Origin of the sequence: Streptomyces sp. NPDC096136, assembly GCF_044763325.1 — a bacterium.
Lineage (GTDB): Bacteria > Actinomycetota > Actinomycetes > Streptomycetales > Streptomycetaceae > Streptomyces.
Genome location: NZ_JBIWFZ010000038.1, coordinates 1 through 24,080 on the forward strand (window position 1 = coordinate 1; position 24,080 = coordinate 24,080).

General features: G+C 75.2%; 20 protein-coding genes. 10 read left to right on the forward strand and 10 right to left on the reverse strand.

Annotation, left to right across the window (positions count from 1 at the left end; all coding sequences use genetic code 11):
- Positions 1-145: 145 nt before the first annotated feature.
- Genes ACIRBY_RS37885 through fabG form a run of 3 tightly spaced genes read right to left on the reverse strand, consistent with a single transcriptional unit; the run spans position 146 to position 2,797 of the window.
- A complete protein-coding gene (locus tag ACIRBY_RS37885; protein ID WP_403909746.1) occupies positions 146-994 on the reverse strand; it encodes an SDR family NAD(P)-dependent oxidoreductase in 849 nt (282 codons plus the stop codon).
- Complete coding sequence (locus tag ACIRBY_RS37890; protein ID WP_403909749.1) at positions 991-1,944, reverse strand: aromatase/cyclase; 954 nt, start codon at positions 1,942-1,944, stop codon at positions 991-993. Before ACIRBY_RS37890 ends, ACIRBY_RS37885 begins: the two co-directional genes overlap by 4 nt.
- Positions 1,945-1,993: 49 nt before the next feature.
- A complete protein-coding gene (gene fabG, locus ACIRBY_RS37895) occupies positions 1,994-2,797 on the reverse strand; it encodes a 3-oxoacyl-ACP reductase FabG (RefSeq protein ID WP_403909752.1) in 804 nt (267 codons plus the stop codon).
- Between the two features lie 173 nt (positions 2,798-2,970).
- Between fabG and ACIRBY_RS37900 the strand changes: the two genes are divergently transcribed.
- From ACIRBY_RS37900 to ACIRBY_RS37915, 4 genes are read left to right on the forward strand one after another with little or no spacing between them, the layout of a single operon-like run.
- Entirely contained in the window at positions 2,971-4,143 is a 1,173-nt protein-coding gene (locus tag ACIRBY_RS37900) for a DegT/DnrJ/EryC1/StrS family aminotransferase (RefSeq protein ID WP_403909755.1), read from the forward strand.
- Complete coding sequence (locus tag ACIRBY_RS37905; RefSeq protein ID WP_403909758.1) at positions 4,140-5,411, forward strand: beta-ketoacyl-[acyl-carrier-protein] synthase family protein; 1,272 nt, start codon at positions 4,140-4,142, stop codon at positions 5,409-5,411. The genes ACIRBY_RS37900 and ACIRBY_RS37905 overlap by 4 nt, the downstream gene beginning before the upstream one ends.
- A complete protein-coding gene (locus tag ACIRBY_RS37910) occupies positions 5,408-6,679 on the forward strand; it encodes a ketosynthase chain-length factor (RefSeq protein WP_403909761.1) in 1,272 nt (423 codons plus the stop codon). The genes ACIRBY_RS37905 and ACIRBY_RS37910 overlap by 4 nt, the downstream gene beginning before the upstream one ends.
- Before the next feature lie 23 nt (positions 6,680-6,702).
- A complete protein-coding gene (locus ACIRBY_RS37915; RefSeq protein ID WP_403909764.1) occupies positions 6,703-7,590 on the forward strand; it encodes an MBL fold metallo-hydrolase in 888 nt (295 codons plus the stop codon).
- A gap of 43 nt (positions 7,591-7,633) precedes the next feature.
- On the opposite strand, the gene argG is transcribed toward ACIRBY_RS37915, so the two are convergent.
- Both argG and ccrA read right to left on the reverse strand, forming a co-directional pair.
- Positions 7,634-9,088 (reverse strand): argininosuccinate synthase, encoded by a 1,455-nt coding sequence (gene argG, locus ACIRBY_RS37920; protein WP_403909767.1) that lies wholly within the window; start codon positions 9,086-9,088, stop codon positions 7,634-7,636.
- A 95-nt stretch (positions 9,089-9,183) separates the two neighbouring features.
- Positions 9,184-10,518: a crotonyl-CoA carboxylase/reductase gene (gene ccrA / locus ACIRBY_RS37925; RefSeq protein ID WP_403909770.1), complete on the reverse strand. Its 1,335-nt coding sequence runs from the start codon at positions 10,516-10,518 to the stop codon at positions 9,184-9,186.
- Positions 10,519-10,730: 212 nt separating this feature from the next.
- Between ccrA and ACIRBY_RS37930 the strand changes: the two genes are divergently transcribed.
- The 6 genes from ACIRBY_RS37930 (at position 10,731) to abc-f (ending at position 19,159) form a co-directional block, all read left to right on the forward strand.
- On the forward strand, positions 10,731-12,383 hold the full coding sequence (locus tag ACIRBY_RS37930; RefSeq protein WP_403909773.1) for an AMP-binding protein: 1,653 nt from the start codon (positions 10,731-10,733) through the stop codon (positions 12,381-12,383).
- 131 nt (positions 12,384-12,514) lie between these two features.
- On the forward strand, positions 12,515-13,483 hold the full coding sequence (locus ACIRBY_RS37935) for an aromatase/cyclase (protein WP_403909776.1): 969 nt from the start codon (positions 12,515-12,517) through the stop codon (positions 13,481-13,483).
- Positions 13,480-15,351 (forward strand): condensation domain-containing protein, encoded by a 1,872-nt coding sequence (locus ACIRBY_RS37940; protein WP_403909778.1) that lies wholly within the window; start codon positions 13,480-13,482, stop codon positions 15,349-15,351. Before ACIRBY_RS37935 ends, ACIRBY_RS37940 begins: the two co-directional genes overlap by 4 nt.
- Before the next feature lie 77 nt (positions 15,352-15,428).
- Positions 15,429-17,060 carry a class I adenylate-forming enzyme family protein gene (locus ACIRBY_RS37945; protein WP_403909781.1) on the forward strand — a complete coding sequence of 544 codons (1,632 nt, stop codon included), beginning with the start codon at positions 15,429-15,431 and terminating at the stop codon, positions 17,058-17,060.
- Between the two features lie 48 nt (positions 17,061-17,108).
- The gene (locus ACIRBY_RS37950; protein WP_042811379.1) at positions 17,109-17,408 is read left to right on the forward strand and encodes an antibiotic biosynthesis monooxygenase; all 300 of its coding nucleotides are present in this window, start codon (positions 17,109-17,111) and stop codon (positions 17,406-17,408) included.
- A 92-nt stretch (positions 17,409-17,500) separates the two neighbouring features.
- Positions 17,501-19,159 carry a ribosomal protection-like ABC-F family protein gene (gene abc-f / locus ACIRBY_RS37955; RefSeq protein WP_403909818.1) on the forward strand — a complete coding sequence of 553 codons (1,659 nt, stop codon included), beginning with the start codon at positions 17,501-17,503 and terminating at the stop codon, positions 19,157-19,159.
- Here the strand turns inward: abc-f and ACIRBY_RS37960 are convergent.
- The 5 genes from ACIRBY_RS37960 to rfbB form a co-directional block, all read right to left on the reverse strand.
- The gene (locus ACIRBY_RS37960) at positions 19,149-20,141 is read right to left on the reverse strand and encodes a Gfo/Idh/MocA family protein (protein ID WP_403909784.1); all 993 of its coding nucleotides are present in this window, start codon (positions 20,139-20,141) and stop codon (positions 19,149-19,151) included. The two genes, abc-f and ACIRBY_RS37960, sit on opposite strands and share 11 nt — an antisense overlap.
- A gap of 66 nt (positions 20,142-20,207) precedes the next feature.
- Positions 20,208-21,650 (reverse strand): NDP-hexose 2,3-dehydratase family protein, encoded by a 1,443-nt coding sequence (locus ACIRBY_RS37965; RefSeq protein WP_403909787.1) that lies wholly within the window; start codon positions 21,648-21,650, stop codon positions 20,208-20,210.
- Positions 21,640-22,416: a thioesterase II family protein gene (locus ACIRBY_RS37970; protein WP_403909790.1), complete on the reverse strand. Its 777-nt coding sequence runs from the start codon at positions 22,414-22,416 to the stop codon at positions 21,640-21,642. The genes ACIRBY_RS37965 and ACIRBY_RS37970 overlap by 11 nt, the downstream gene beginning before the upstream one ends.
- Positions 22,417-22,447: 31 nt before the next feature.
- On the reverse strand, positions 22,448-23,053 hold the full coding sequence (locus tag ACIRBY_RS37975) for a dTDP-4-dehydrorhamnose 3,5-epimerase family protein (protein WP_403909793.1): 606 nt from the start codon (positions 23,051-23,053) through the stop codon (positions 22,448-22,450).
- Positions 23,040-24,065, reverse strand: a complete 1,026-nt coding sequence (gene rfbB, locus ACIRBY_RS37980; RefSeq protein ID WP_403909796.1) for a dTDP-glucose 4,6-dehydratase — start codon at positions 24,063-24,065, stop codon at positions 23,040-23,042. The genes ACIRBY_RS37975 and rfbB overlap by 14 nt, the downstream gene beginning before the upstream one ends.
- Positions 24,066-24,080 lie beyond the last annotated feature (15 nt).

Genomic DNA, 24,080 nt, shown 5'->3' on the forward strand with positions numbered 1-24,080 from the left:
CCGCCGCCTACGGCCACTTCGGCCGCGAGCTCCCCGACTTCACCTGGGAGCGCACCGACCGCGTCGACGCCCTGCGCGCCGCCGCCGGCCTGTAGGCCGTCCGGCCGCCGTCCCCGTCCCCGGCCCCAGCCGCCGTCCCCGGCCCTCAGGCCGTCGGGAAGTCCGTGGTCGGGGCCAGGGGGGCCCACTCCTCCCAGGCCGCCAGCCGCTCGCGGAGCACCGCCGGGGCCCGGTCGGCCGCGCCGGCGCCCAGCAGCACCCGCAGCGGGGGCTCCTCGGCCTCCAGCAGCTTCAGCAGCGCCACACCGGCCCGGCGCGGATCGCCGGGCTGGAGGTGCGCGAAGGCCCCCGACAGGCCGTGCCGGCGCTTGGCCAGCACGGAGTCGTAGGCGGTCTTGGGTGCGGCCCGCACCAGGGAGCTCGCGCTCCAGTCGGTCCGGAACTCGCCGGCCTCGATCAGGGTGACCTTGATCCCGAAGCCGGCGACCTCCTGGGCCAGGGTCTCGCCCATGGCCTCCAGGGCCCATTTGCTCGCGCAGTACATGCCCAGGTTCGGGTACGTGGTGACGCCCGCGACGCTGGACATCTGCAGGAGGTGCCCGGCGCCCTGGCGGCGCATCAGCGGCAGCACGGCCTGCGTGGTCCACAGCGCGCCGAGGAAGTTCACCTCGAACTGGTCGCGGACCTGCCGCTCGGTGACCTCCTCCACCGCGCCGGCCAGCCCGTACCCCGCGTTGTTCAGCAGGACGTCGATCCGCCCGGTGCGCTCCCCGGCCTCGGCCACGGTGGCGAACACCGCCGCGCGGTCGGTGACGTCCAGGGTCATCGGGACCACTCGCGCGCCGAAGCGCTCGACGAGCCCGTCGAGCGCCTCGACGCGGCGGGCCGTGGCGACCACGGTCTCCCCGGCCTCCAGGACGACCTCGGCGACCGCCCGTCCCAGGCCCCGGGAGGCGCCCGTGACGAACCAGACCCGAGGCGTCCCCCGTGTCATCGACCGGCCCGCTGCTCGGCGAAGGCCTTGGCGTGGTGGAGGGTGGCGGTGCTGTTGGTGCTCAGCGCGGTGCGCACGTACTGCTTGGCGTCCTCGACGGTCGCTTCGGGGCCCAGGATCCGGGCGATGTTCTCCGTGTTGATCGTCACCGTGTGCTGGGAGGAGGCGGCGAGGCCGCCCTCGCCGTCCTCGGCGAACGTCCAGTAGCCGGTGTGCAGGCTCATCAGCGCCGGCAGGGTCGTCTGCTTGTAGGCGATCCGCTCGTCGGGGAACGTCACCCGGTAGGACTTGGTCGTATGGACGGAGCCGTCCTTGGCCCGGGTGTCCATCTCCAGCTCCTGGAGGCCCGGGGTGTCCTCGGTCAGCCGGACGACGGCCACGTGCGGCAGCCGCTCGGGCCACAGGTGCGCCTCGTTGACGAAGGCGTAGACGTCCTTCGCCGAGCCCTCGATCCGGACCGTGTCCTCGAAGGAGAACGTCAGGTCCTCGGCGGCGTGGGCCTGCTCGACGTTGGTCTTGAGCGCGGCCAGCTCCGAGCGCGAGTTGCGGTCGACGGCCCGGTCGATCCACTCCAGGCTCGCCGGGTCGTCGTCCACGGCCCGGTAGTCGTGCAGCAGGCGCACCCGCGACTCGCCCTCGGAGAGCGGCTCGATGATCCAGGTGCCGCCCATCGCGGCGACCGGGGGCGCCGGGACCTCCTGGCGGAAGGTGATCGTCAGCTTCTCCGGGTCCAGGGTGCGGCGGGAGGTCCAGTTCTTGGGCTCGCCGTTGGCGGTGGCCCAGATCCGGATGCGCTCCTCGTTCCCGCCCTGCGGGATGTGGTCCACGTAGATGGTCGGGGGGAAGATCCGCGGCCAGTTCCGGACCTCGGCGATCAACCGGTACACGGCGGCGGCCGGGGCCGAGACCGTGATCTCGTGCTCCACTTCACGCAGGCCGGGCTGCGGCATGGTCTTGCTCCTCGGATTCGGGGGTCGTACGTGATCGGGCGGGGCGGGCTCAGAAGTTGCCGAGGCCGCCGCAGACGTTGAGGGCCTGCGAGGTGATGGAGGCCGCGGTGTCGGAGGCCAGGTAGCCCACGAGTCCGGCGACCTCCTGCGGGGTCGAGTAGCGGCCGAGGGGGATCTTCGCCTGGAACTTCTCCAGCACGGCCTCCTCGGTGGTGCCGTACGCGGCGGCGTAGCCCTGGCGGACCCGCTCGGCCATCGGCGTCTCGACGTAGCCGGGGCAGACGGCGTTGACCGTGATGCCCGTCGGGGCCAGCTCGTTGCCCAGCGCCTTGGTGAAGCCCACGACGCCGTGCTTGGACGCCGAGTAGGGGGCGCCCAGGACCACGCCCTGCTTGCCCGCGGTCGAGGCGATGTTGATGATGCGGCCGCGGTTCTTGGCGCGCATGCCGCCGGTGTTCAGGACCTCGCGGGTGACGCGGAAGACGCTGGTGAGGTTCGTCTCGATGACGTCGTGCCAGAGCTCGTCGGCGATGTCGGCGGTGACGCCGCCGCCGGAGCGGCCCGCGTTGTTGACCACCACGTCGATGGTGCCGAACCGCTCCACGGCCGCCTCGACCCAGGCCTTCACGCCCTCGCCGCTGCGCACGTCCACGCTCGCGCCGTCGACCTCCAGGCCCTCGGCGGTGAGCTCCTCGACGGTACGGGCCACGTTGTCGGCGTCGCGGGCCCCGATGAACACCCGGTGCCCCTGCGCGGCCAGGGTGCGGGCCGCTTCCAGGCCGATACCGCTGGTCGCTCCGGTGACGACGGCGACGCGCTTGGTCTGGTCCTGATCCTGGGCCTGGTCGGGCATGAGAACTCCTCGGTGAATCGACGGGTGGCGCACGCGGAGGATCCGTCACCTCGATGGAGCGGTGCTCGAAGGGCTCTCGCACCCGCTCCGGCGGCCGGGGGGACCACCGGTCCTCCATCGGATGTCGAGCGGCGGTCGACAAGATCGGGGAGACACCCACGTGAGAGGCGACCATGATCAACTTGTTTCAGCCCCAGGTCGGGGACGAGGAACTCGACGCGGTCGCCGGGGTGTTCCACGACCGCAGGCTCGGCAGTGGACGGCGTACCGCGGCCTTCGAGACGGCCTTCGCCGAGCACCTGGGGATCGAGCCCGACCACGTCGTGTTCACCAGCTCCGGCACCACCGCCCTGCACCTGGCCGTCGAGACCCTCGACCTCCAGGAGGGCGACGAGGTCGTCCTGCCCTCGCTGGGCCTGCCCGCCACCGCCGAGGCCGTGGCCGGACGCGGCGGCCGCCCCGTCTTCTGCGACGTGGACCGCCGCACCCTCAACCCGTCCCTGGAGGACGTCGAGGCCGCCCTCACCGACCGCACCCGCGCCGTCCTCTTCCTCCACTACGGAGGCCGCACGGGCGACATCGTCCGCATCGCGGCGCGCTGCCGGGAGCTGGGCCTCGTCCTGATCGAGGACGGGGCCTGCTCCGTCGCCTCCCGCGCCGACGGCCGGCCCGCCGGCACCTTCGGCGACCTCGCCGTGTGGAGCTTCGACCCGGGCCGGGTCCTGGTCACCGGCGACGGCGGCATGGTCTACGCGAAGGACCCCGAACGGGCCGCCCGCACCCGCCTGCTCGCCCGGCGCGGCCTGGTCCGCGCCAGCGGCTTCGGCCACGCCACCCTGCCCGGCGAACCGGACCTGCCCGAGTACGGCCGCGGGATCGCCGGGAACGACCTGACCGCCGCGATCGGCTCCGTGCAGCTGCGCCGGCTCCCCGGGATGGTGGAGCGGCGCCGCGAGATCGCCGCCCGCTACGACCGGGAGCTCTCGGGGACCCGGGGGCTGCTGACGCCCCCGCCGCTGCCCGAGGGCCACGAGTCCACGGACTGCCTGTACTGGGTGCAGCTGGACCCCGCCATCAAGGACGGGGTCGTCGCCGACCTGCTGGCCGAGGAGATCTACACGACCTCCCACCACGCGCCCCTGCACCGGTTCCGGGCCGACGGGGAGCCGCCCGCGGCCCCGCTGCCCTCCTGCGACTGGGCGGTGGACCGCACCGTGCGCCTGCCCCTGCACCCCGGGCTCAGCGACGCGGACGTGGCCACCGTCATCGACGCGCTGCGCAGGTCGGTGGGGTCGCGGATCGCCGACCGTACCGACGAAGGACTCACCGTGAAGGACACCCCATGAACCGACGCGTCGTCATCACCGGGATCGGCGTGGTCGCACCCGGGGGAGTGGGCACCAAGGCGTACTGGGCCCGGCTCACCTCAGGGCGGACCGCGACCCGTGCCATCAGCCTCTTCGACGCCACCGGCTTCCGCTCGCGGATCGCCGCCGAGGCCGACTTCGACCCGCTCGCCCACGGGTTCACCCCCGAGGAGGCCGCCCGCCTCGACCGGGCCGCGCAGTTCGCGCTGGTCAGCGCCGACGAGGCGGTCCGCGACAGCGGGCTCGACACCGCCGCCCTGGACCCGGCGCGCACCGGTGTCACCCTGGGCAGCGCGGTGGGCTGCACCACCGGCCTGGACACCGAGTACAACGCGGTGAGCGGAGGCGGCTCCACCTGGCAGGTCGACCACACCCTCGCCGTGCCGCACCTGTTCGACTACTTCGTGCCCAGCTCGATGGCAGCCGAGGTGGCCTGGCGCGTCGGCGCCCAGGGACCGGTCTCCATGGTCTCCACCGGCTGCACCTCCGGCCTCGACTCCATCGGCCACGCCGTGGAGCTGATCCGCGAGGGCAGCGCCGACGTGATGGTCACCGGCGCCACCGAGGCCCCGATCTCCCCGATCACCGTGGCCTGCTTCGACGCCATCAAGGCCACCTCGCCCAGCAACGACCACCCGGAGACCGCCTCCCGGCCCTTCGACGCCACCCGCAACGGGTTCGTCCTCGGCGAGGGCTCCGCGATCCTCGTCCTGGAGGAGCTGGAGAGCGCCCGCCGGCGCGGCGCCCACGTCTACGCGGAGATCGCCGGCTTCGCCAGCCGCGGCAACGCCTACCACATGACCGGCCTGAAGGCCGAGGGCCGCGAGATGGCCGAGGCCATCACCGTCGCCCTCGACGAGGCCCGCCTGCCCGCCACCGCCGTCGACTACGTCAACGCGCACGGCTCCGGCACCAAGCAGAACGACCGGCACGAGACCGCCGCCTTCAAGCGCAGCCTCGGACAGCACGCCTACGAGACCCCGGTCAGCTCCATCAAGTCGATGATCGGGCACTCGCTCGGTGCCATCGGCTCCCTGGAGGTGGCCGCCAGCGCCCTGGCCATCGAGCACAACACGGTCCCGCCGACCGCGAACCTGCACCACCCCGACCCCGGCTGCGACCTGGACTACATCCCGCTGACCGCCCGGGAGCACCGCACGGACACCGTGCTCAGCGTCGGCAGCGGCTTCGGCGGCTTCCAGAGCGCCATGATCCTGACCCGCCCCCGCCTGGGAGCCGCCGCATGAGCACGCAGACCGAAGCCGCCCCCGTCCCCGCCCCCGTGGCCACGGTTTCGGGGGCCCCCGCCGCCCCCGTGATCACCGGGATCGGCGTGGCCGCGCCCAACGGCCTGGGCACGCGGGCGTGGTGGAGCGCGGTGCTGCGCGGGGAGAGCGGCATCCGCCCGCTGACCCGGTTCGACGCCGCACAGTACCCGGCGCAGCTGGCCGGCGAGGTCCGGGGCTTCGACGCCGCCGAGCACCTGCCCGGCCGGCTGCTGCCGCAGACCGACCAGGTCACCCGGCTCGCCCTCACCGCCGCCGACGAGGCCCTCGCCGACGCGGGGGTGGACCCGGCCGAGCTGCCCGACTACGCGGCCGGCGTGATCACCGCCAGCTCGGCGGGCGGCTACGAGTTCGGGCAGCGCGAGCTCCAGGCCCTGTGGAGCAAGGGCGGCCAGTACGTCAGCGCGTACCAGTCCTTCGCCTGGTTCTACGCGGTCAACAGCGGCCAGATCTCCATCAGGAACGGGATGCGCGGCCCCAACAGCGTCCTCGTCAGCGAGCAGGCCGGCGGACTCGACGCGGTGGCCCAGGCCCGCCGCCAGCTCCGCAAGGGCGTCCGGCTGGTCGTCACCGGCGGCATGGACTCCTCCCTCTGCCCCTGGGGCTGGGCCGCCCACCTGGCCTCCGGCGAGCTCAGCACCTCCGAGGACCCCGAGCGCGCCTACCTGCCCTTCGCCGAGGAGGCCGGCGGCCACGTCGTCGGCGAGGGCGGGGCGCTGCTCGTCCTGGAGGACGCGGCCGCCGCCCGCGAGCGCGGCGCCCGCCCCTACGGGGAGGTCGCCGGGTACGCCGCCACCTTCGACCCGCCGCCCGGCTCGGGCGGCGCGCCCCGGCTGCGCGACGCCGCCGCGCTGGCCCTGCGCGAGGCCGGGCTGGCCCCCGCCGACGTGGACGTGGTCTTCGCCGACGCGGCCGGGCGGCGCGGGGCCGACCGCGCCGAGGCCGAGGCCCTCGCCGAGCTGTTCGGGGAGTACGGGGTCCCGGTCACCGCGCCCAAGACCATGACGGGCCGGCTCGCCGCGGGCGGCGCCTCCCTCGACCTGGCCGCGGCCCTGCTCTCGCTGCGCGACGGGGTGATCCCGCCGACCGTCCACACCGGCCCGCCCGCCGCGGACTGCCCCGTCGACCTGGTGACCGGGGTGCGCCGGCCCGACCGGCTGCGCACGGCGCTGGTCCTGGCGCGGGGCCGGGGCGGCTTCAACGCGGCCATGGTGGTCCGGGGACGGTGAGCGGCGGCGGCGGTGGGCCCCGGATGGAGGAGGTGGCCGAGCAGGTCTGGGCCTACCTCCAGCCCGACGGCGGCTGGTGCCTCAACAACGCGGGGCTGATCGGCGCGGGCGAGCGGCCCGTGCTGGTCGACACGGCCGCCACCGAGGCCCGTACCCGGGCGCTGAAGGAGGCGGTCGCGCGGACCGTCCCCCACGGGCCGCGCTTCGTGGTGAACACCCACGCGCACGGCGACCACACGTTCGGCAACCGCTTCTTCGCCGGGCGGGCCCTGGTCGTCGCGCACGAGGCGGCGCGCGCCGAGATGGCGCTCGCCGGACTGCACCTGACGCGCCTGTGGCCGGACGTCCCCTGGGGCGAGGTCCGGGTGGAGCTTCCCGGGCTGACCTTCCGCGACCGGCTCACCCTGGACGCGGGGGACTTCCCGGTGGAGCTGGTCCACCCGGGCACCGCGCACACCTCCGGCGACACGGTGGTGTGGCTGCCGCGGCAGCGGGTGCTGTTCACCGGGGACGTCGTGATGTCCGGGGCCACTCCGTTCTGCCTGACCGGCTCGGTCTCCGGCACGCTCGCGGTCGTCGAGGGGCTGCGGGCCCTCGGCCCGCGGACCGTCGTCCCGGGCCACGGGCCGGTCGGCGGCCCCGAGCTGCTCGACGACACCGCCGGCTACCTGCGCCGCGTGCAGCGGCTGGCCGCCGAGGGGCTCGCGGCGGGGCTGACCCCGCTGGAGACCGCGCGGGAGGCCGGCCCCGGGCCGTACGCGGGGCTGCTCGACGCCGAGCGGCTGGTGCCCAACCTGCACCGCGCCTTCGCCGAGGCGGAGGGCGCGGCGCCGGGGCACCCCCTCGACGTCGAGACGATGTTCCGCGAGATGGTCGAGTTCCACGGCGGACTGCCCGCCTGCGCCGCCTGAGGGCGGTGCGGACGGGCGGTCCGGGGCGTCGGTACGGGCGCCGCTAGTCGGTGCCGGACTCCATCGCGGCGCGGTCCAGCAGCTCCTCGTCGGCGGAGACCTCGCCGCGCGAGGCGATGGCCTCGGCGCCGCCCCCGGGCATCTCCGGCATGGTGCCGATCAGCCCGGTCGCGGCCGCCTGGGCGGCGCCGACGGCGGGGCTGCCGCTGCCGATCAGGCCGAGCACCGCGTACTGCTCCAGCTTGGCGCGGGAGTCGGCGATGTCGAGGTTGCGCATGGTCAGCTGGCCGATGCGGTCCACCGGGCCGAAGGCCGAGTCCTCGGTGCGCTCCATGGAGAGCTTGTCCGGGTGGTAGCTGAACGCCGGGCCCCGGGTGTCGAGGATCGAGTAGTCCTCGCCGCGCCGCAGCCGCAGGGTCACCTCGCCGGTGACGGCCGCGCCGACCCAGCGCTGGAGGGATTCGCGGACCATCAGGGCCTGCGGGTCCAGCCAGCGGCCCTCGTACATCAGCCGGCCGAGGCGGCGGCCCTCGTTGTGGTACTGCGCGAGGGTGTCCTCGTTGTGGATGGCGTTGACCAGGCGCTCGTACGCGGCGTGCAGCAGGGCCATGCCCGGCGCCTCGTAGATGCCGCGGCTCTTGGCCTCGATGATCCGGTTCTCGATCTGGTCGGACATGCCCATGCCGTGCCGGCCGCCGATGGCGTTGGCCTCCATCACCAGGTCGACGGCGGAGGCGAACTGCTTGCCGTTGATCGTGACCGGGCGGCCCTGCTCGAAGCCGATGGTCACGTCCTCGGTGGCGATCTCGACCGAGGGGTCCCAGAAGCGGACGCCCATGATCGGCTCGACGGTCTCCAGGCCCGTGTCCAGGTGCTCCAGGGTCTTGGCTTCGTGCGTGGCGCCCCAGATGTTCGCGTCGGTGGAGTACGCCTTCTCCGTGCTGTCCCGGTAGGGGAGGCCGTGGGCCAGCAGCCACTCCGACATCTCCTTGCGGCCGCCGAGCTCGGTCACGAAGGCCGCGTCCAGCCAGGGCTTGTAGATCCGCAGGTGCGGGTTGGCGAGCAGGCCGTAGCGGTAGAACCGCTCGATGTCGTTGCCCTTGAAGGTCGATCCGTCGCCCCAGATCTGGACGTCGTCCTCCAGCATCGCCCGGACCAGCAGGGTGCCGGTGACGGCGCGGCCGAGCGGGGTGGTGTTGAAGTAGGCGCGGCCGCCGGAGCGGATGTGGAACGCGCCGCAGGTCAGTGCGGCCAGGCCCTCCTCGACCAGCGCCGCGCGGCAGTCGACCAGGCGCGCGACCTCGGCGCCGTAGGCCTGGGCGCGCCCGGGCACCGAGGCGATGTCGGGCTCGTCGTACTGGCCGATGTCGGCGGTGTAGGTGCACGGGACGGCGCCCTTGTCGCGCATCCACGCGACCGCGACGGAGGTGTCGAGTCCGCCGGAGAAGGCGATGCCGACGCGCTCGCCGACGGGAAGGGAGGTGAGGACCTTAGACATGGGATGAGTATGCAGAATGATGCATGATCATGCAAACCCGGGGTTCCGTTTCGGCGCGTGCCGCGCGCCCGCGGGCGTTAACGCCGTTAACGCTGTCAACGCCGGAAGCGGTTGATCGCCCCCAGGTGCCGGGCGCGCATCTCGTGGTCGCGGACGCCCAGGCCCTCCTCCGGGGCCAGCGCGAGGACGCCGACCTTGCCGTGGTGCAGGTTGCGGTGGACGTCGTACGCCGCCTGGCCCGTCTGCTCCAGCGGATAGACCTTCGAGAGGGTGGGATGGATCTTCCCCTTCACGACCAGCCGGTTCGCCTCCCAGGCCTCGCGGTAGTTCGCGAAGTGCGAGCCGATGATCCGCTTCAGCGACATCCACAGGTAGCGGTTGTCGTACTCGTGCCGGAAGCCCGAGGTGGAGGCGCAGGTGACGACCGTGCCGCCCTTGCGGGCGACGTAGACGCTGGCGCCGAAGGTCTCGCGGCCCGGGTGCTCGAAGACGATGTCCACGTCCTCGCCGCCGGTCAGCTCCCGGATGCGCCGCCCGAAGCGCTTCCACTCGCGCGGGTCCTGGGTCTCCCCGTCCTTCCAGAACCGGTAGTCCTCGGCGCTGCGGTCGATGACCGCCTCGGCGCCCATCGCACGGCAGATGTCGGCCTTCTCCGGTGAGGAGACGACGCAGACCGGCTGGGCGCCGCCGGCCAGCGCCAGCTGCGTCGCGTACGAGCCGAGGCCGCCGCTCGCGCCCCAGATCAGGACGTTGTCGCCCTGCTTCATGCCGGCGCCGTTGCGGGAGACCAGCTGGCGGTAGGCGGTCGAGTTGACCAGGCCCGGGGAGGCCGCCTCCTCCCAGGTCAGGTGCTCGGGCTTGGGCATCAGCTGGTTGGACTTGACGAGGGCGAGCTCCGCCAGGCCGCCGAAATTGGTCTCGAAGCCCCAGATCCGCTGCTCCGGGTCGAGCATCGTGTCCCCGTGCCCGTCCGCGGACTCCAGCTCCACCGACAGGCAGTGCGCGACGACCCGGTCGCCCGCCCTCCAGCGGTTCACGCCGGGCCCGGTGCGCAGCACCACGCCCGCCAGGTCCGAGCCCAGCACGTGGTACGGGAGGTCGTGGCGGCGGGTGAGCTCCGAGAGGCGGCCGTAGCGCTCCAGGAAGCCGAAGGTCGGCAGCGGCTCGAAGATCGAGCTCCAGACGGTGTTGTAGTTGATCGCGCTCGCCATCACCGCGACCAGCGCCTCGCCCGGTCCCGGCTCCGGCGTCGGCACGTCCTGGAGGTGCAGGGACTTGCGCGGGTCCTTCTGCGCCGAGGGGATCCCCGCGAACATGTCCGTCTCGTCCCGGCGCACCACGCTGCCCCGGTACGACTCCGGCAGCGGCAGCGCCGCGAAGTCGGCCGGCCGGGCGTCCTCGGAGAGCAGGGCCTTGACGATCTCGTCCACGTGGGTTCCCTTGCGACGGTGCGGATGCGGCGGGGCCGGGGCGTGCGGGCGGGCCTCCGACGCGCGTGCAGGCAGGCTCCGCCCCGGGGGTCGAGGGCCACCGGAGGAACGGTCGAGAGCGGCGGGATCGAGTTCCCTTCGAAGCGGCCTCAACCGGATGTGCGGACCGTGATGCGTCGGGATCAGGATCAGCCCGCTCAGGAGGACGCGCCGTGCCGATCTACAGCCTCAGCCCCAGCCGCCCGCAGCCGCTGCGCCGCAGGGAACTCCCGCTCGACGGACTGCTGCGCCGGGCCGCGGAACGCGACCCCGCGGCCTGCGCGGTCCGCACCCCCCACGGAACGCGGACGTTCGCCGAACTCGACGCCCGTGCCGACCGCTACGCCGCCTACCTGGAGCACGCCCTCGGCCGGCGCGGGGCCCGCGTCGGGGTCGCCAACTCCCTCGACGAGGAGTTCGTCGCCGCCTACTACGGCACCGTCCGCAGCGGCAACACCGTCGTCCTCCTCAACCCCCTGGTCCGGGCGGCGGGACTGCGCCGCATGTGCGAGGTGGCCGGGGTGGAGATCGCCTTCGTGCCCACCGCCGCCGCCGAACTGCTCGTCAAGACCGCCGACCGGCTGCCGCTGCTGCGCGAGATCGTCGTCACCGACGCCCCCGACGGGATCGTGCCCGCCGACGCCCTGCCCCTGGCCGTGGCCCTGGACCGGGCCCCGCGGACCGGCCCCCGCCCGGAGGCCCCCGCGGACCCGGACGCCGTGGTGTGCGTACAGTTCACCACCGGCACGACCGGCCGGCCCAAGGGCGTCCTGCTGACCCACCGCAACCTGCTCGCCAACGCCGCCCAGACGGCGGCTGCGCACCGGCTCGACTCCGGCTCGGTCACCCTCAACCACCTGCCGCTCTACCAGCCCATGCACCTCAACTCGGCCGTCCTCGCGGGCGCCTGCCAGGTCCTGTGCCCCGCCCCGCGCCCGGCCGCCGCCCTCGCCCTGGCCGCCCGCACCGGCGCCACGCACCTGTACACCCTGCCCGCCCGGCTGCACCAGCTCGCCGCCGACCTGCGCCACGCCGAGCTCCCCGGCGCCGTGGACCTCCCCGGCTTCCCCCTCCCCTCCCCGACCGACCTCGACCGGCTCACCGCCGTCCTCTCCGGCGGCAGCGCCCTCGCCCCGGCGGACGCCCGGCTGCTGACCCGGCGGCTCGGCGTCCCCGTCCTCCAGGGCTACGGCCTGGTCGAGTTCGCCCCGCTCACCCACTCCCAGCGCCCCGGCGAGGACACCGGCGGCACCGGTTCCGTCGGCACCCCCGTCCCCGGCACCGCCTGCCGCGTCGTCCACCCCGGCACCGGTGTCCCGCTCGGCCCCGGCGAGACCGGCGAGGTCCAGCTGAGGGGACCGCAGCTGATGGCCGGCTACCTCGGCGAGAGCGGGCCGCCCACCGGTGAGGACGGCTGGTTCCCCACCCAGGACGTCGGCCGCATCGGCCCGGACGGGGAGCTCCACCTCGTCGACCGGCTCGACGACGTCTTCTCGTACGACGGCGAACTCGTCTCGCCCACCGCAGTCGAATCCGTCCTCGCCGCCGACCCCCGGGTCGCCGACAGCGTCGTCGTCGGCTGGCCCGACCCGGTCCACGGAGCCGTCGTCTGGCTCGGGCTCGTCCTGCACCACCCGACCGCGCCCGGCCTGCTCGACGTCCTCGACTCGATCGTGGAGACGGCCAACGAACAGCTCGGCCCGCACGAGCAGATCCGCCGGGTCGAGGTCCTCGGCGCCGTGCCCCGCACCCCTGCCGGGAAGCCCGAGCGACGCGCCCTGCGCCGCGAGCTGTGCCACCGGGCGGAGGCCGAAGCCTCGCTCTGAGGCCCCGCCCGGCCCCGGACGGCCCCGCGAGGACCCGTGGACGGCCCGTACAGCCGGGGTCCAGGGCCCTTCGAGCAGAGCTCCGCCGGCCCGCGCGAAGTTGGTGGGCAGAAGCAGAGAGGTGTGAGCCGATGTCAGGTGAGCGTGTGCAGCACACGTCGTACTCGGTGGACGTGGCCGCCCCCGCGGGCGTGGTCTACGCGCTGCTCGCGGACACGACCCAGTGGCCGCTGTTCGTCCCGCCCAGCATCCACGTGGAGCGGCTGGACTTCGACGGGACCCGCGACCGCTTCGGGATGTGGGCCACCGCCGGCGGGACCGTCACGTCCTGGGTGTCCCGGCGCTCCCTGGACCCCGCGCGGCGCACCATCGACTTCCACCAGGAGGTCCCGGCGCCCCCGGCCACCGCCATGAGCGGCCGCTGGGAGGTCGCCGAACTGGGCGGCGGACGCTCGCGCCTGACCCTGCACCACCGCTTCGCGGTGGCCGACGGGGACCGGGCCGGAGCCCGGTGGCTCGCCGAGGCCACCGACGGCAACAGCCACGCCGAACTGGAGCAGCTGAAGCGCACCGCCGAGCAGTGGTCCGCCCTGGACGGCCTCCTGCTGACCTTCGAGGACTCGGTGCGCGTCCAGGGACCGCCCGAGCTCGTCTACGACTTCCTGTACCGGGCCGAGGACTGGCCCCTGCACCTGCCCGAGATCACCCGCGCACAGGTGTCCGAACACCGCACGGGCGTCCAGCTGCTGGACCTGGCCACCCGCGCCGCCGACGGCACCGCCGACACCAGCGAGTCCGTACGCGTCTGCCTGCCCCACGCCGGCCGGATCGTCTACAAGCGCACCCGCACCCCCCGGCTGCTCGCCGCGCACACCGGCGAATGGTCCGTGGACCCCGACGAGACCGGGGTCACCGCCGTCGCCAGCCACCGCGTCCTGCTGCGCCCCGAGGACATCGAGCCGGTCCTCGGCCCGGGCGCCGACCTCGCCCGGGCCCGCGACCACGTACGCCGCAGCCTGGGCGGCACCTGCACCCGCATCCTGCACCTCGCCCGGCGGCACGCCGAGACCGCCGTCCCGACCCTGAGCGCGAGGCGGTGACCGGCCGCCCCGGCGACGGCCCGCACCCGGCCCCGGCGGCGCGGGCCCTCGCCGCACCCCGGCCGCGGGTCCACCCCGCCGCCCCGCTCCAGGTCGACGTCCTCCTCGACGGACTCACCCACCCGGGCCGGGGCCTGCACACCGGGCAGCTGCACTGGCGCCTGCGCGGGCCGTTCGACGCCGAGCGCTTCACCCGGGCCTGGCAGACCGTCACCGACCAGGAGGCGGTCCTGCGCACCGCGCTCGCCCCGGCCGCGTCGGGACGCGGCCTGCCCGGCTTCGCCGTCCACCCGGCCGCCGGCCCGCTCATCGTCCGCCACCGCGCGGACGGCACCGCATGGGAGGCCCTGCTCGCCGCCGAGCGGGTGCGCGAGTTCGACCTGACCCGGCCCGACCCGCTGCGGATCGCCCTCCTGCAGGAGTCCGACGGCTCGACCCGGGTCCTGCTCACCTACCACCGGGCGTTCCTCGACCCGGCGAGCGCGGAGCACCTCGTCCGCTCCTTCCACCGCGCCCACGCCGCCGACGGCCGCCCCCGGGGCGGCGAACGCCGGCCCGACCTGCGCGACCACCTCCAGTGGATCGCCTCCCGGGACCGGGCCCCCGCCCGCGCGTACTGGGCGGACGCCGCCCCGCCCGCGGGCTCCGCCACCCTCCCGGCCGGCGACCGCGGCCGCCCCACGCACCAGCGCGGGCACGGCCGGACCCGGCAGCGGCTCACCCCGGCCGAAGCGGCCCGGCTGCGCGCCTGGGCCGCCGCCCGGGGCGCCGCCGAGAGCACCGCCCTCCAGGCCGTGTGGGCGCTGCTGCTGTACCGCGCGCACGGCGCGCCCGGCACGCTGCCGGTGGCCTTCGCCGCCGCCGTGTCCGGCCGGGGCATCCCCCTCGACGGGGCCGACCGGCTGCCCGGCCCGCTGCTCGGCGCGCTCCCCGTGGCCGTGGAGGTCCGCCCCGGAGCCACCCTGTCCGCACTGCTCGCGGACCTGGCCGGCCGGGCCGTCGACCTCGCCGCCTACGAGTGGGTCTCGGCCGGGCAGGTGCACCGCTGGTCGGGCCGCGACCCGTACGAGCCGCTCACCGAATCGGTGCTGGCGTTCCTCCCGCCGCAGGAACCCCGGGCGCCCGCGGACCCGGCGGTGCCGTTCCCGGACCCCGGGCCCCCGGCCGTGCCGTTCCCGCAGCCGGCGGCCGACGGCGGGGCTGCCGACCGCGGGGCGGCCGGTGCGCCCGACGCCGGTCCGGTGCAGGCCTGGGAGGCCTACACCGGGACGCCTCTGGAGCTCACCGCCCGGCACGACGCGGACGGCGGGCTGCTGCTGACGCTCGTCCACGACCGGACCCGGATCGCCGACGGCGACGCCGACGAGATCCTCTGGCAGACCGCCCGCCTGCTGCGCCGCCTCCCGGCCGAGGCCGGCCCCGCCGCCACCGTCGCCGAGGCGCTGCGGGCACTCGACGGGACCCCCGTGCCCCTGGCCGCCCCGCGCCCCGACCCCGCCCCCCGCACCCTGCGGGCGGCCGCCGCCCCCGGCAGCGGGCTGGTCTGCCTGCTGCGCCCGCCCGGCGCGCCCGAGGACTGCTACGACGGCCTCGCCCGCGGCGCGCGCGGAACGCGGGCCCTGCTGTCCGTGGCCCCGGGGGCCGCGGCCGCCCTGACCGCGCTGGCCCCCGCCCTGGCCGCCGGGGTGCCCGTCGTGCTCGGCGGGTACCCGGAGGTGGAGGGCCTCGCGCACGAGGTCGCCCGGCGGGTCGCCGCCCACGGCTGGGGCCGGCCGACCGTCGCGGTGGCCGCCACCGGCCGCGACCTCGCCGGGGCCCTGACCGCCGCCGGACGCAGGAGGATCCAGCCGGATTCGAGCGGTTCCTGACCGAGTTCCGAGCGCGGGCGTGGACGGTGGAAAGGCCCTGCCGCCCGCCAGGACGCAGCGCAGAGGGGAGCAGACCCGTGCCGACACCCGACCTTCCGGAACTGCCGCGACTGCCGCACCTGCCACTGGACGGACTGCTGCGCCGTGCGGCCCTGCGCGCCCCCGGGGCCCCGGCCCTGCGCGTCGGCGCCCGGACGCTCACCTTCGGCGAACTCGACGCCCGCGCCGACCGGATCGCCGCCTACCTGGAGTGCTCGGTGGGCCGCCGCGGCGCCCGCGTGGCCGTCGTCAACACCCTCGACGCCGAGTTCGCCGCCGCCTACTACGCCACCGTCCGCAGCGGGAACACCGTCGTCGTCCTCAACCCGCTGCTCTCACCCGCCCGGACGGCGAAGGTGCTCGCCGCGGCCGGCGCCGAACTGGCCTTCGCGCCGCGGGCCGTCGCCGAGACCCTGTGCACGCTCCCCGACCGGCCGGAGAGCCTGTCCCTGGTCCTGGTCACCGGGGCCGAGGACGGCCCGCTGCCCGATGCCGCCGTCCCCCTGGACCTCGTCCTCGACGCCGTCGCTCCGGCCGCCGGGTCCACCGCCCCGCGCCCGGCCGTCACCGTCGACCTCGACGCCGAGGCCTGCGTACAGTTCACGACGGGCACCACCGCCAGCCCCAAAGGCGTCCGGCTGACCCACCGCAACCTGGTCGCCAACGCCCTCCAGACGGCCCTCGCCCACCGCCTCGGCGAGGACTCCACCACCCTCGTCCACCTGCCGCTGTACCAGCCGATGCACCTCAACTCGGCCGTCTACGCGGGCGCCTGCCAGGTCCTGTGCCCCGACCCCGACCCGCTCGCCTCCTTCGCCCTCGCGGAACGGGCCGGCGCCACGCACTACTACGCGCTGCCCGCCCGCCTCCACCGCCTCGTCGCCGACGAGCGGCTGCGCGGCGGCGGGCCCCTGCCGGGCCTGCCCGCCGGCCCCCGGCTGACCGCCGTCCTGTCGGGCGGCAGCGCCCTGGACCCGGCCGCCGCCCGCACCCTCGCCGAACGGCTCGGCGTCCCCGTCGTCCAGGGCTACGGCATGACAGAGCTCTCCCCGCTCACCCACTGCCAGCGCCCCGACGACCCCACCGGCACCGGCTCGGTCGGCGCCCCCGTCGCGGGCACCGGATGCCGCGTCGTCCACCCCGACACCGGCGCCCCCCTGGCCCCCGGGGAGAGCGGCGAGGTGCAGGTGCGCGGCCCCCAGCTGATGGCCGGCTACCTCGGCCGCGCCGAGAGCCCCGCCGGCCCCGACGGCTGGTTCTCCACCGGCGACGTCGGCCGGATCGGCCCGGACGGGGAGCTGTTCCTCGTCGACCGGCTCGGGGACGTCTTCCTCCACGACGGGGAACTCGTCTCGCCCAGCGCCGTCGAGCGTGTCCTCGGCTGCGACCCCCGGGTCGCCGAGTGCGCGGTCGTCGGCTGGCCCGACGCCGTGCACGGGGCCGTGACCTGGGCCGGGATCGTCCTGCGCGACCAGGGCGCCGAGGGGGCCGACCCCGCGCCCGTGCTGGAACAGATCGCCGCGCGCGCCAACGAGCGCCTCGCACCCTACGAGCGCATCCGGCGCGTCGAGGCCATCGACGCCGTCCCGCGCACCCCCGTCGGCAAACCGGTACGGGGCACGCTGCGCCGCAGCGTCCGTACCCGCGCGGCCGCCGAGGCGACCGTCTGACCGCCCCGCCCACCCTTCCCGCGACCGACCCACGAAGGAGCGCCCGTCATGGTGACCTACGTCAACAAACTGAACGTCCACGGCGACCTCGTCCGCTTCCTCGACGCCAAGAGCCGCCTGACCCGTTTCGTCAGCGCCCAGCCCGGATGCGTCAGCCACCAGACCCTGCGCCTGGTCGGCACCGCCAACTTCTTCGTGGAGCTCTCCGTCTGGGAGGACACGGCGGCGCACCGCGCCGCCGTGTCCAGCGAGGGCTTCCGCGAGCTGGCCCGGGAGCTGGCCGTCCTCGCCACCCGGGAGCAGGGCCTGTACGAGGCGCTCCCCGAGGCCCCCGCCACCGCCGCCTGACCGGGGATCGAGCCGCGTTCCAGCCGGACTCCAGCCCGGCGGGACAACGTCGAGACCGCACCGACCGCACGACCAGGAGCATGTCCATGCGAATGTCCTCACCCACCGCGTCCCGGGTGCACTCCCAGCTCACGCTGGACGAGGTCACCAAACGCTATGACGACCACGTCGTGCTGGACCGGGTGTCGCTGACGGTCAAACCCGGTGAGAAGGCGGGCGTCATCGGCGACAACGGCTCGGGCAAGTCCACGCTCCTGCGGCTGATCGCAGGGGTGGAGGACACCGACAACGGCGAGCTGACCGTCACCGCCCCCGGCGGCGTCGGCCACCTCCCGCAGCGCCTGGAGCTGCCCGCCGGGGCCACCGTCCGCGACGTCCTCGACCAGGCGTTCGCGGACCTGCGGGACGTGGAGCGCCGCCTCCACGCGGCGGAGGACGCCCTCGTCGACGACGACCCGCGGCTCCTGGAGGAGTACGGGGACCTGCTCGCCGAGTTCGAGGCGCGCGGCGGCTACGAGGCGGACGCCCGTGCCGACGCGGCCCTGCACGGCCTGGGCCTGCCCCACCTGGACCGCGACCGGGCCGTGGACACCCTGTCCGGCGGCGAGCGCTCCCGCCTCGCCCTGGCGGCCACCCTGGCCGCCGCCCCCGAGCTGCTGCTCCTCGACGAGCCGACCAACGACCTGGACGACCAGGCCGTGGACTGGCTGGAGAAGCGGCTCCAGGACCACCGCGGGACCGTCGTCGTCATCACGCACGACCGGGCCTTCCTGGAGGCGGTGACCTCCACCATCCTGGAGGTGGACCCCGACACCCACACCGTCAACCGGTACGGCAACGGCTACCAGGGCTACCTCACCGCCAAGGCCGCCGCCCGCGCCCGCTGGGAGCAGGAGTACGAGGACCACCTCCAGGAGATCGCCCGCCAGGAGAAGCTCGCCGAGAACGCCGGCCGGATGCTCGCCGCCATCGCCAAGAAGGGCCCCTGGGCCTTCAGCGGCTCCGAGCACCACCGGGCCCGCTCCTCGTCCTCGGCCACCTCCGGCAAGGCCCGCAACGCCAACGAGCGGCTGCGCCGGCTGCGCGAGAACCCCGTCCCGCCGCCGCCCGAGCCGCTGCGCTTCACCGCCTCCCTCGCCCTCGGCGAGGACTCCGCCCCGGCGGGGGAGCAGGGCCCGCTGACCGAGCTCGCGGACGTCGAGGTGGCCGGCCGGCTGAAGATCGGCGCCCTGTCGATCGCGCCGGGCGAACGGCTGCTGATCACCGGCCCGAACGGGGCCGGCAAGAGCACCCTGCTGCGCGTCCTGGCCGGGGACATCGAACCCGACCGGGGCACCGTGCGCAGGGCCGCGCACATCGGCTGGCTGCGCCAGGACGAGACGCCCAAGCACCCCCGCCGCTCGGTCCTCGCCGAGTTCGCGGAGGGCCGCCCCGGCCACCCCGACGAGTACGCCGAACAGCTGCTGGCGCTGGGCCTGTTCCGGGAGCAGGAGCTGGAACTGCCGGTGGGCTCCCTGTCGGTGGGCCAGCGCCGCCGCATCGACGTGGCCCGCCTGGTGACCCGCCCGGTGGACCTGCTGCTGCTCGACGAGCCGACGAACCACCTGTCGCCGCTGCTGGTGGAGGAGATGGAGGAGGCCCTGGCCCAGTACACCGGCGCCGTGGTCACCGTCACCCACGACCGGCGGATGCGCCGCGGGTTCCAGGGCTCGCACCTGGAGCTGGAGGGCGGCCTCGCCCTCACCCGCTGACGCGCAGCGCCGCCCGGCGGACCTCGTCCAGCAGCCCGGCCTGCCGCCTCGACTCCGCGTCGAGCAGCGGCAGGCCGGACCGCGTCGCGGCGCGGGAGGCGACGGCGGCGGCGAAGAAGGCGAGGACGGCCTCGAAGTGGTCCTCGGCCGGCACGCGCAGCTCCGTGACCTCCGTGCCGGTCCGCAGGAGGACGGCGGGGGAGTGGTCGGGCGCCGTCGTGTACACGTGCTCGACGGACAGGGTGCCGGCGCTGCCCTGGACCTCGTACCAGGACCGGTAGTGGTGCTCCATCCCCCACCGCACCTGCGCGGTCGCCCCGTCGGGTGCGGCGAGCAGGGCGGAGCCCGACAGGTCGACGCCGCGGCGTGCGTCGTGGCGCAGCACCGCCCCGGCCACCGTGAGGTCCGTGCCGAGGAGGCGGAGGGCGGCGCGCAGCGGGTAGACCCCGTTGTCGAGGAGGGCGCCGCCGCCGAGCGCGGGGTCGTAGCGGGTGTCGCCCTCCGGCCGGGGCGGGATGGTGAACGCGGCGGACACCGCGCGGACGGTGCCGAGGACGCCCGAGCCGAGCAGCCCGGCGACCGTCCGCTGGGTGGCGTGGTGGAGGAACATGAAGTTCTCCAGCAGCACCAGCCCCCGCCGCCCGGCGAGCGCGAACAGCCGCCGCGCGTCCGCCCCGTTGGTCGCCAGGGGCTTCTCCACCAGGACGTGCTTGCCGGCCTCCAGGGCCCGCTCCGCCCAGGGGGCGTGCAGCATCGTCGGCAGGCACACGTAGACGGCGTCGACGTCGGGGCGGGCCAGCAGCTCCTCGTACGAGGCGGTGGGCTCCCCGCCGAAGCGGGCCGCGAACGCGGCCGCCCGCGCGGGGTCCCGGGCCGCGACGGCGGCGAGCGCCGCCCCGGGGGTACGGGCCAGCGCGGGCAGGGTGCGGCGGGCGGCGATGTCGCCGCAGCCGAGCAGGCCGAGGCGCAGGGGGGCGGGCATGGGCGTCCTCGGGGGTGCGGGGTGCGGAGTGCGGGGCTCCGGGCCGCGGGGCCGGAGCGGGGGCGTTCAGTACAGGGTGTGGGCGCAGACGACGAGCGTGCGCAGCTCGACGTCGAGGTGGTTGCCGTACGCCAGCAGATCGGTGAGCTGGGCGAAGGTCAGCCAGGCGAAGTCCTCGGGCAGGTCCTCGCCGAAGTCCTCGCCGGCCTCGACGATCACGTACCGGTTCTCGGCGTGGTGGAAGCGGCCGCCCTCCTCGGACTGCACCGCGTCGTAGCGGACCCGGCCGGAGGGCGCCGCCAGCACGTCCGCGAGGAACGGCGGGAACGGCTCGCGGCCCGGTCCGGTGTGGTCGGCCGGCCGGCAGTGCACGGTCGGGGCGAGTTCGGCGACGTTGAGGTGGCCGACGTCCACGCGCGCCTGCACGAGGGCGTGCAGGACGCCCCCGACGGGCTTGACCACCAGTGCCATCAGCCCGGGCACCTGCGGCTGGATCAGCGGCTGGCTCCAGGAGGCCACCTCGCGGTTGCTGGCGGAGACGTCGGCGCCGATGACCCGGAAGCGGCGGCCGCCGGTGTGGCCGATCTCGCGCGCGGTGCGCAGCCAGCCGTCCTCGGCCACCTCGTCCAGCGGCACGCGCCGCTGGACCAGTTCCCGCCGGGCGCGGATCCCGGTCAGCCAGCTGAGGATCTCCGCGGTGGTGTGCCGGGCGGGCGCCGACGCGTCGTGGAAGGAGCGCAGCACCGGTGCGGCGGGGCCGTCCCCGTCCGAGGCGCCGGCGGTCGGCAGGCAGGCGAGGATCGAACGGGTGTCCATGTTCACCACGTTGTCCAGGCGCAGCAGCCGCAGCAGCTGGCCGAGGGTCAGCCAGCGGAAGTCCGGGCCCGCCTCGACGTCCTCGTCGACCTCCACGACCATGTTGCGGTTGCGTTTGGCGAGGAACCAGTCGGCCTGCTCGGACTGGAGGGCGTCGACGAGCACCCGGGCCCGCCCGCGCTCCAGGAACAGGTCCAGGTACGGGATCCCGCGCCCCCGGTGCACTCCGGTGAAGTTGCTGCGGGTGGCCTGCACGGTCGGGGAGAGCTGGAGCGTGTTGACGTTGCCCGGCTCCATCTTGGCCTGCATCAGGAAGTGGAGCACGCCGTCGATCTCCCGCGCGACGATGCCCAGCAGGCCGATCTCCGGCTGCACGATGATCGGCTGCTTCCAGCCCCGCGCGGGCAGGCCGTCGGCGTGCACGTGGAGGCCCTCCACGGAGAAGAACCGGCCCGACTCGTGCCGCAGGTTGCCGGTGCCCTCCTCGAAGTACCAGCCGCGCAGCTCGGCGAACGGGACCGGCGTCACCCGGAAGTCGCCCGCCCGGGCCTGCCGGGCCAGCCAGCCCGGCACCCCGTCGACGGGCGTGAGCGCGCTGTCGGGCGTACGGGCCGACAGCAGCACGCGGCGGGCGGTGTCCGCCCGGTCGGCGGCCGCGGCCGCCCGGGGCACGGCGGTGGTCTCAGAGGGCATCGGCCAGGGCCCCCTCGATGACGGCGCGGACCTCGTCCGGGCGCTCGTTGAGGAAGAAGTGCCCGCCGGGCAGCACGCACACCCCGAACGGGCCCGCGGCCACCTCCGACCAGCGGCAGGCGTCCCGTACGGGCACGTTCGGGTCGCGGTCGCCGGTCAGCACCGTCACCGGCGTCCGCAGGGCCTCCCCCGGCCGGTACCGGTACGCGCCGGCCAGCCCGTAGTCGCTGCGCAGGGCGGGCAGCACCATCCGCAGCAGCTCCTCGTCGCGGAGCACCGCCGGCTCGGTGCCCTGCAAGCGGGCGATCATCGAGATCAGGGCGTGGTCGTCCAGCAGGTGCCCGGTGTCGCGGCGCGGCACGGTCGGTGCCCGGCGGCCCGAGAGGAACAGGTGCACGGGCCGCTCCCCGAGCCCGGCGAGCCGGCGGGCCGTCTCGAAGGCGAGGGTGGCGCCCAGGCTGTGCCCGAACAGGGCGAACGGCCGGCCGGTCCACTGCCGCAGTTCGGGCAGCAGTGCCTCCACGAGCTCCTCGACGCTCCGGGCGAAGGGCTCCGAGCGGCGCTCCTGGCGGCCCGGGTACTGCACGGCCAGCACCTCGACGCCCCGCGGCGCGAGGGCGGAGGCCAGCGTCAGGTAGGAGCTGGCCGAGCCACCGGCGTGGGGGAAGCACACCAGCCGCACGGCCGCGGACGGGAGCGGGCGGAAGCGGCGCAGCCACGCGTCGGAGACGGGCGCCGGGGCGCGTGTGGCGGTGGGCGTGGTCACGGGCGGATCAGCTCCTCGGGCGGGTCTGGCGTCAGGAGTGCGGCGCGGTGCGCGGGTGCGGCGGTGCGGCGGGGGCGTAGCGGGGCAGCCGGCCGGACGCCAGGACCTCGGCGAGCGAGGGCGCCGCCGCGTCCTTCGGGGAGCGGACGGGCGGCCCGGTCAGCCCCCACGGCAGGGCCAGGTCCGGGTCCAGCGCGTCGAGGTCGACCATCGCCCCCGGCACGTACTCGGCGGACAGCAGGTAGGTGACGCAGGAGCCGTCCTCCAGGGCGAGGAAGGCGTGTCCGATGCTGCCGGGCAGGTACAGGGAGACGCCGTCCCCGGCGTCGAGCCGGGTCATCGCGTACCGGCCGAAGGTGGGGGAGCCCACCCGCAGGTCGACCATGAAGTCGAGGATCGAGCCGCGCACGCAGGTGACCAGCTTGCTCGCGTCGCCGGGCACGTCCCCGACGTGGATGCCGCGCAGGGTGCCGCGGCGGGAGACGGAGCTGTTGACCTGGCGGACCGTGAACGGCAGGCCCGTCTCCTCGGTCAGCCGGCTGTGGCGGGCCGTCTCGTAGAAGTGGCCGCGCTCGTCCTCGTACCGCTGCGGGAAGATCCGGTACGCGCCGGGCAGCTCCGTCTCATCGATCCGCACGCGCGCCACCCCCGCCCGTCGCGGCGGCCGAGGGGACGGCGGCCGCCTTCAGCGGCTCCCACCAGGCGCGGTTCTCCCGGTACCAGGCGACCGTGTCGGCCAGCCCCCGCTCGAAGGGCACGCGCGGGGCGTACCCGAGCTCGGCGGAGATCTTCGCGATGTCCACCGAGTAGCGGCGGTCGTGGCCGGCCCGGTCCGCGACCCGCCGCACGGCCGAGGCGTCCCGCCCGCACAGCTCCAGCAGCCGCCCGGTCAGCTCCGCGTTGGTCAGCTCGGTGCCGCCGCCGATGTTGTACACCTCGCCGGGCCGCCCCTTCACCGCGACCAGCGCGATGCCCCGGCAGTGGTCGTCCACGTGCAGCCAGTCGCGGCTGTTGCCGCCGTCCCCGTACAGCGGCACGCCGAGGCCGTCCACCAGGTTGGTGGTGAACAGCGGGACCACCTTCTCCGGGAACTGGTACGGCCCGTAGTTGTTGGAACAGCGCGTCACGCACACCTCCAGCCCGTGCGTGCGGTGGAAGGCCAGCGCCAGCAGGTCGGAGGACGCCTTGGACGCCGCGTACGGGGAGTTGGGAGCCAGCGGGTGCTCCTCGGGCCAGGAGCCCTCGGGGATCGACCCGTACACCTCGTCGGTGGAGACGTGCACGAACCGGCCCACCCCGGCGTCCACCGCCGCCTGCAGCAGCGTCTGCGTGCCGAGCACGTTGGTCCGTACGAACGCCGACGCGTCGGCGATCGACCGGTCCACGTGCGACTCGGCGGCGAAGTGCACCACCAGGCCGGTGCCCGCCATCAGCTCCGCGACCAGCGCGGCGTCGCAGATGTCGCCGTGGACGAACTCCAGCCGAGGGTGCCCGGCGACCGGGTCCAGGTTGGCGGGGTTCCCCGCGTAGGTGAGGGCGTCCAGTACCACCACCTCGCCCTCGCCGAGGTCCGGGTAGGCGCCGGACAGCAGCTCTCTGACGAAGTGCGAGCCGATGAAGCCCGCACCTCCGGTCACCAGGACGCGCATCGCGAAGGGGCCTTT

What these genes read in the sequence shown, in the direction of transcription:
- ACIRBY_RS37900 (WP_403909755.1), top strand. Translation starts at nt 2,971, where the DNA reads ATGATCAACTTGTTTCAGCCCCAGGTCGGGGACGAGGAACTCGACGCG.
- abc-f (WP_403909818.1), top strand. Translation starts at nt 17,501, where the DNA reads ATGTCCTCACCCACCGCGTCCCGGGTGCACTCCCAGCTCACGCTGGAC.
- ACIRBY_RS37950 (WP_042811379.1), top strand. Translation starts at nt 17,109, where the DNA reads ATGGTGACCTACGTCAACAAACTGAACGTCCACGGCGACCTCGTCCGC.
- ACIRBY_RS37885 (WP_403909746.1), bottom strand. Translation starts at nt 994, where the DNA reads ATGACACGGGGGACGCCTCGGGTCTGGTTCGTCACGGGCGCCTCCCGG.
- ACIRBY_RS37890 (WP_403909749.1), bottom strand. Translation starts at nt 1,944, where the DNA reads ATGCCGCAGCCCGGCCTGCGTGAAGTGGAGCACGAGATCACGGTCTCG.
- fabG (WP_403909752.1), bottom strand. Translation starts at nt 2,797, where the DNA reads ATGCCCGACCAGGCCCAGGATCAGGACCAGACCAAGCGCGTCGCCGTC.
- argG (WP_403909767.1), bottom strand. Translation starts at nt 9,088, where the DNA reads ATGTCTAAGGTCCTCACCTCCCTTCCCGTCGGCGAGCGCGTCGGCATC.
- ACIRBY_RS37915 (WP_403909764.1), top strand. Translation starts at nt 6,703, where the DNA reads ATGGAGGAGGTGGCCGAGCAGGTCTGGGCCTACCTCCAGCCCGACGGC.
- ACIRBY_RS37910 (WP_403909761.1), top strand. Translation starts at nt 5,408, where the DNA reads ATGAGCACGCAGACCGAAGCCGCCCCCGTCCCCGCCCCCGTGGCCACG.
- ACIRBY_RS37905 (WP_403909758.1), top strand. Translation starts at nt 4,140, where the DNA reads ATGAACCGACGCGTCGTCATCACCGGGATCGGCGTGGTCGCACCCGGG.
- ACIRBY_RS37965 (WP_403909787.1), bottom strand. Translation starts at nt 21,650, where the DNA reads ATGCCCTCTGAGACCACCGCCGTGCCCCGGGCGGCCGCGGCCGCCGAC.
- rfbB (WP_403909796.1), bottom strand. Translation starts at nt 24,065, where the DNA reads ATGCGCGTCCTGGTGACCGGAGGTGCGGGCTTCATCGGCTCGCACTTC.
- ACIRBY_RS37935 (WP_403909776.1), top strand. Translation starts at nt 12,515, where the DNA reads ATGTCAGGTGAGCGTGTGCAGCACACGTCGTACTCGGTGGACGTGGCC.
- ACIRBY_RS37960 (WP_403909784.1), bottom strand. Translation starts at nt 20,141, where the DNA reads ATGCCCGCCCCCCTGCGCCTCGGCCTGCTCGGCTGCGGCGACATCGCC.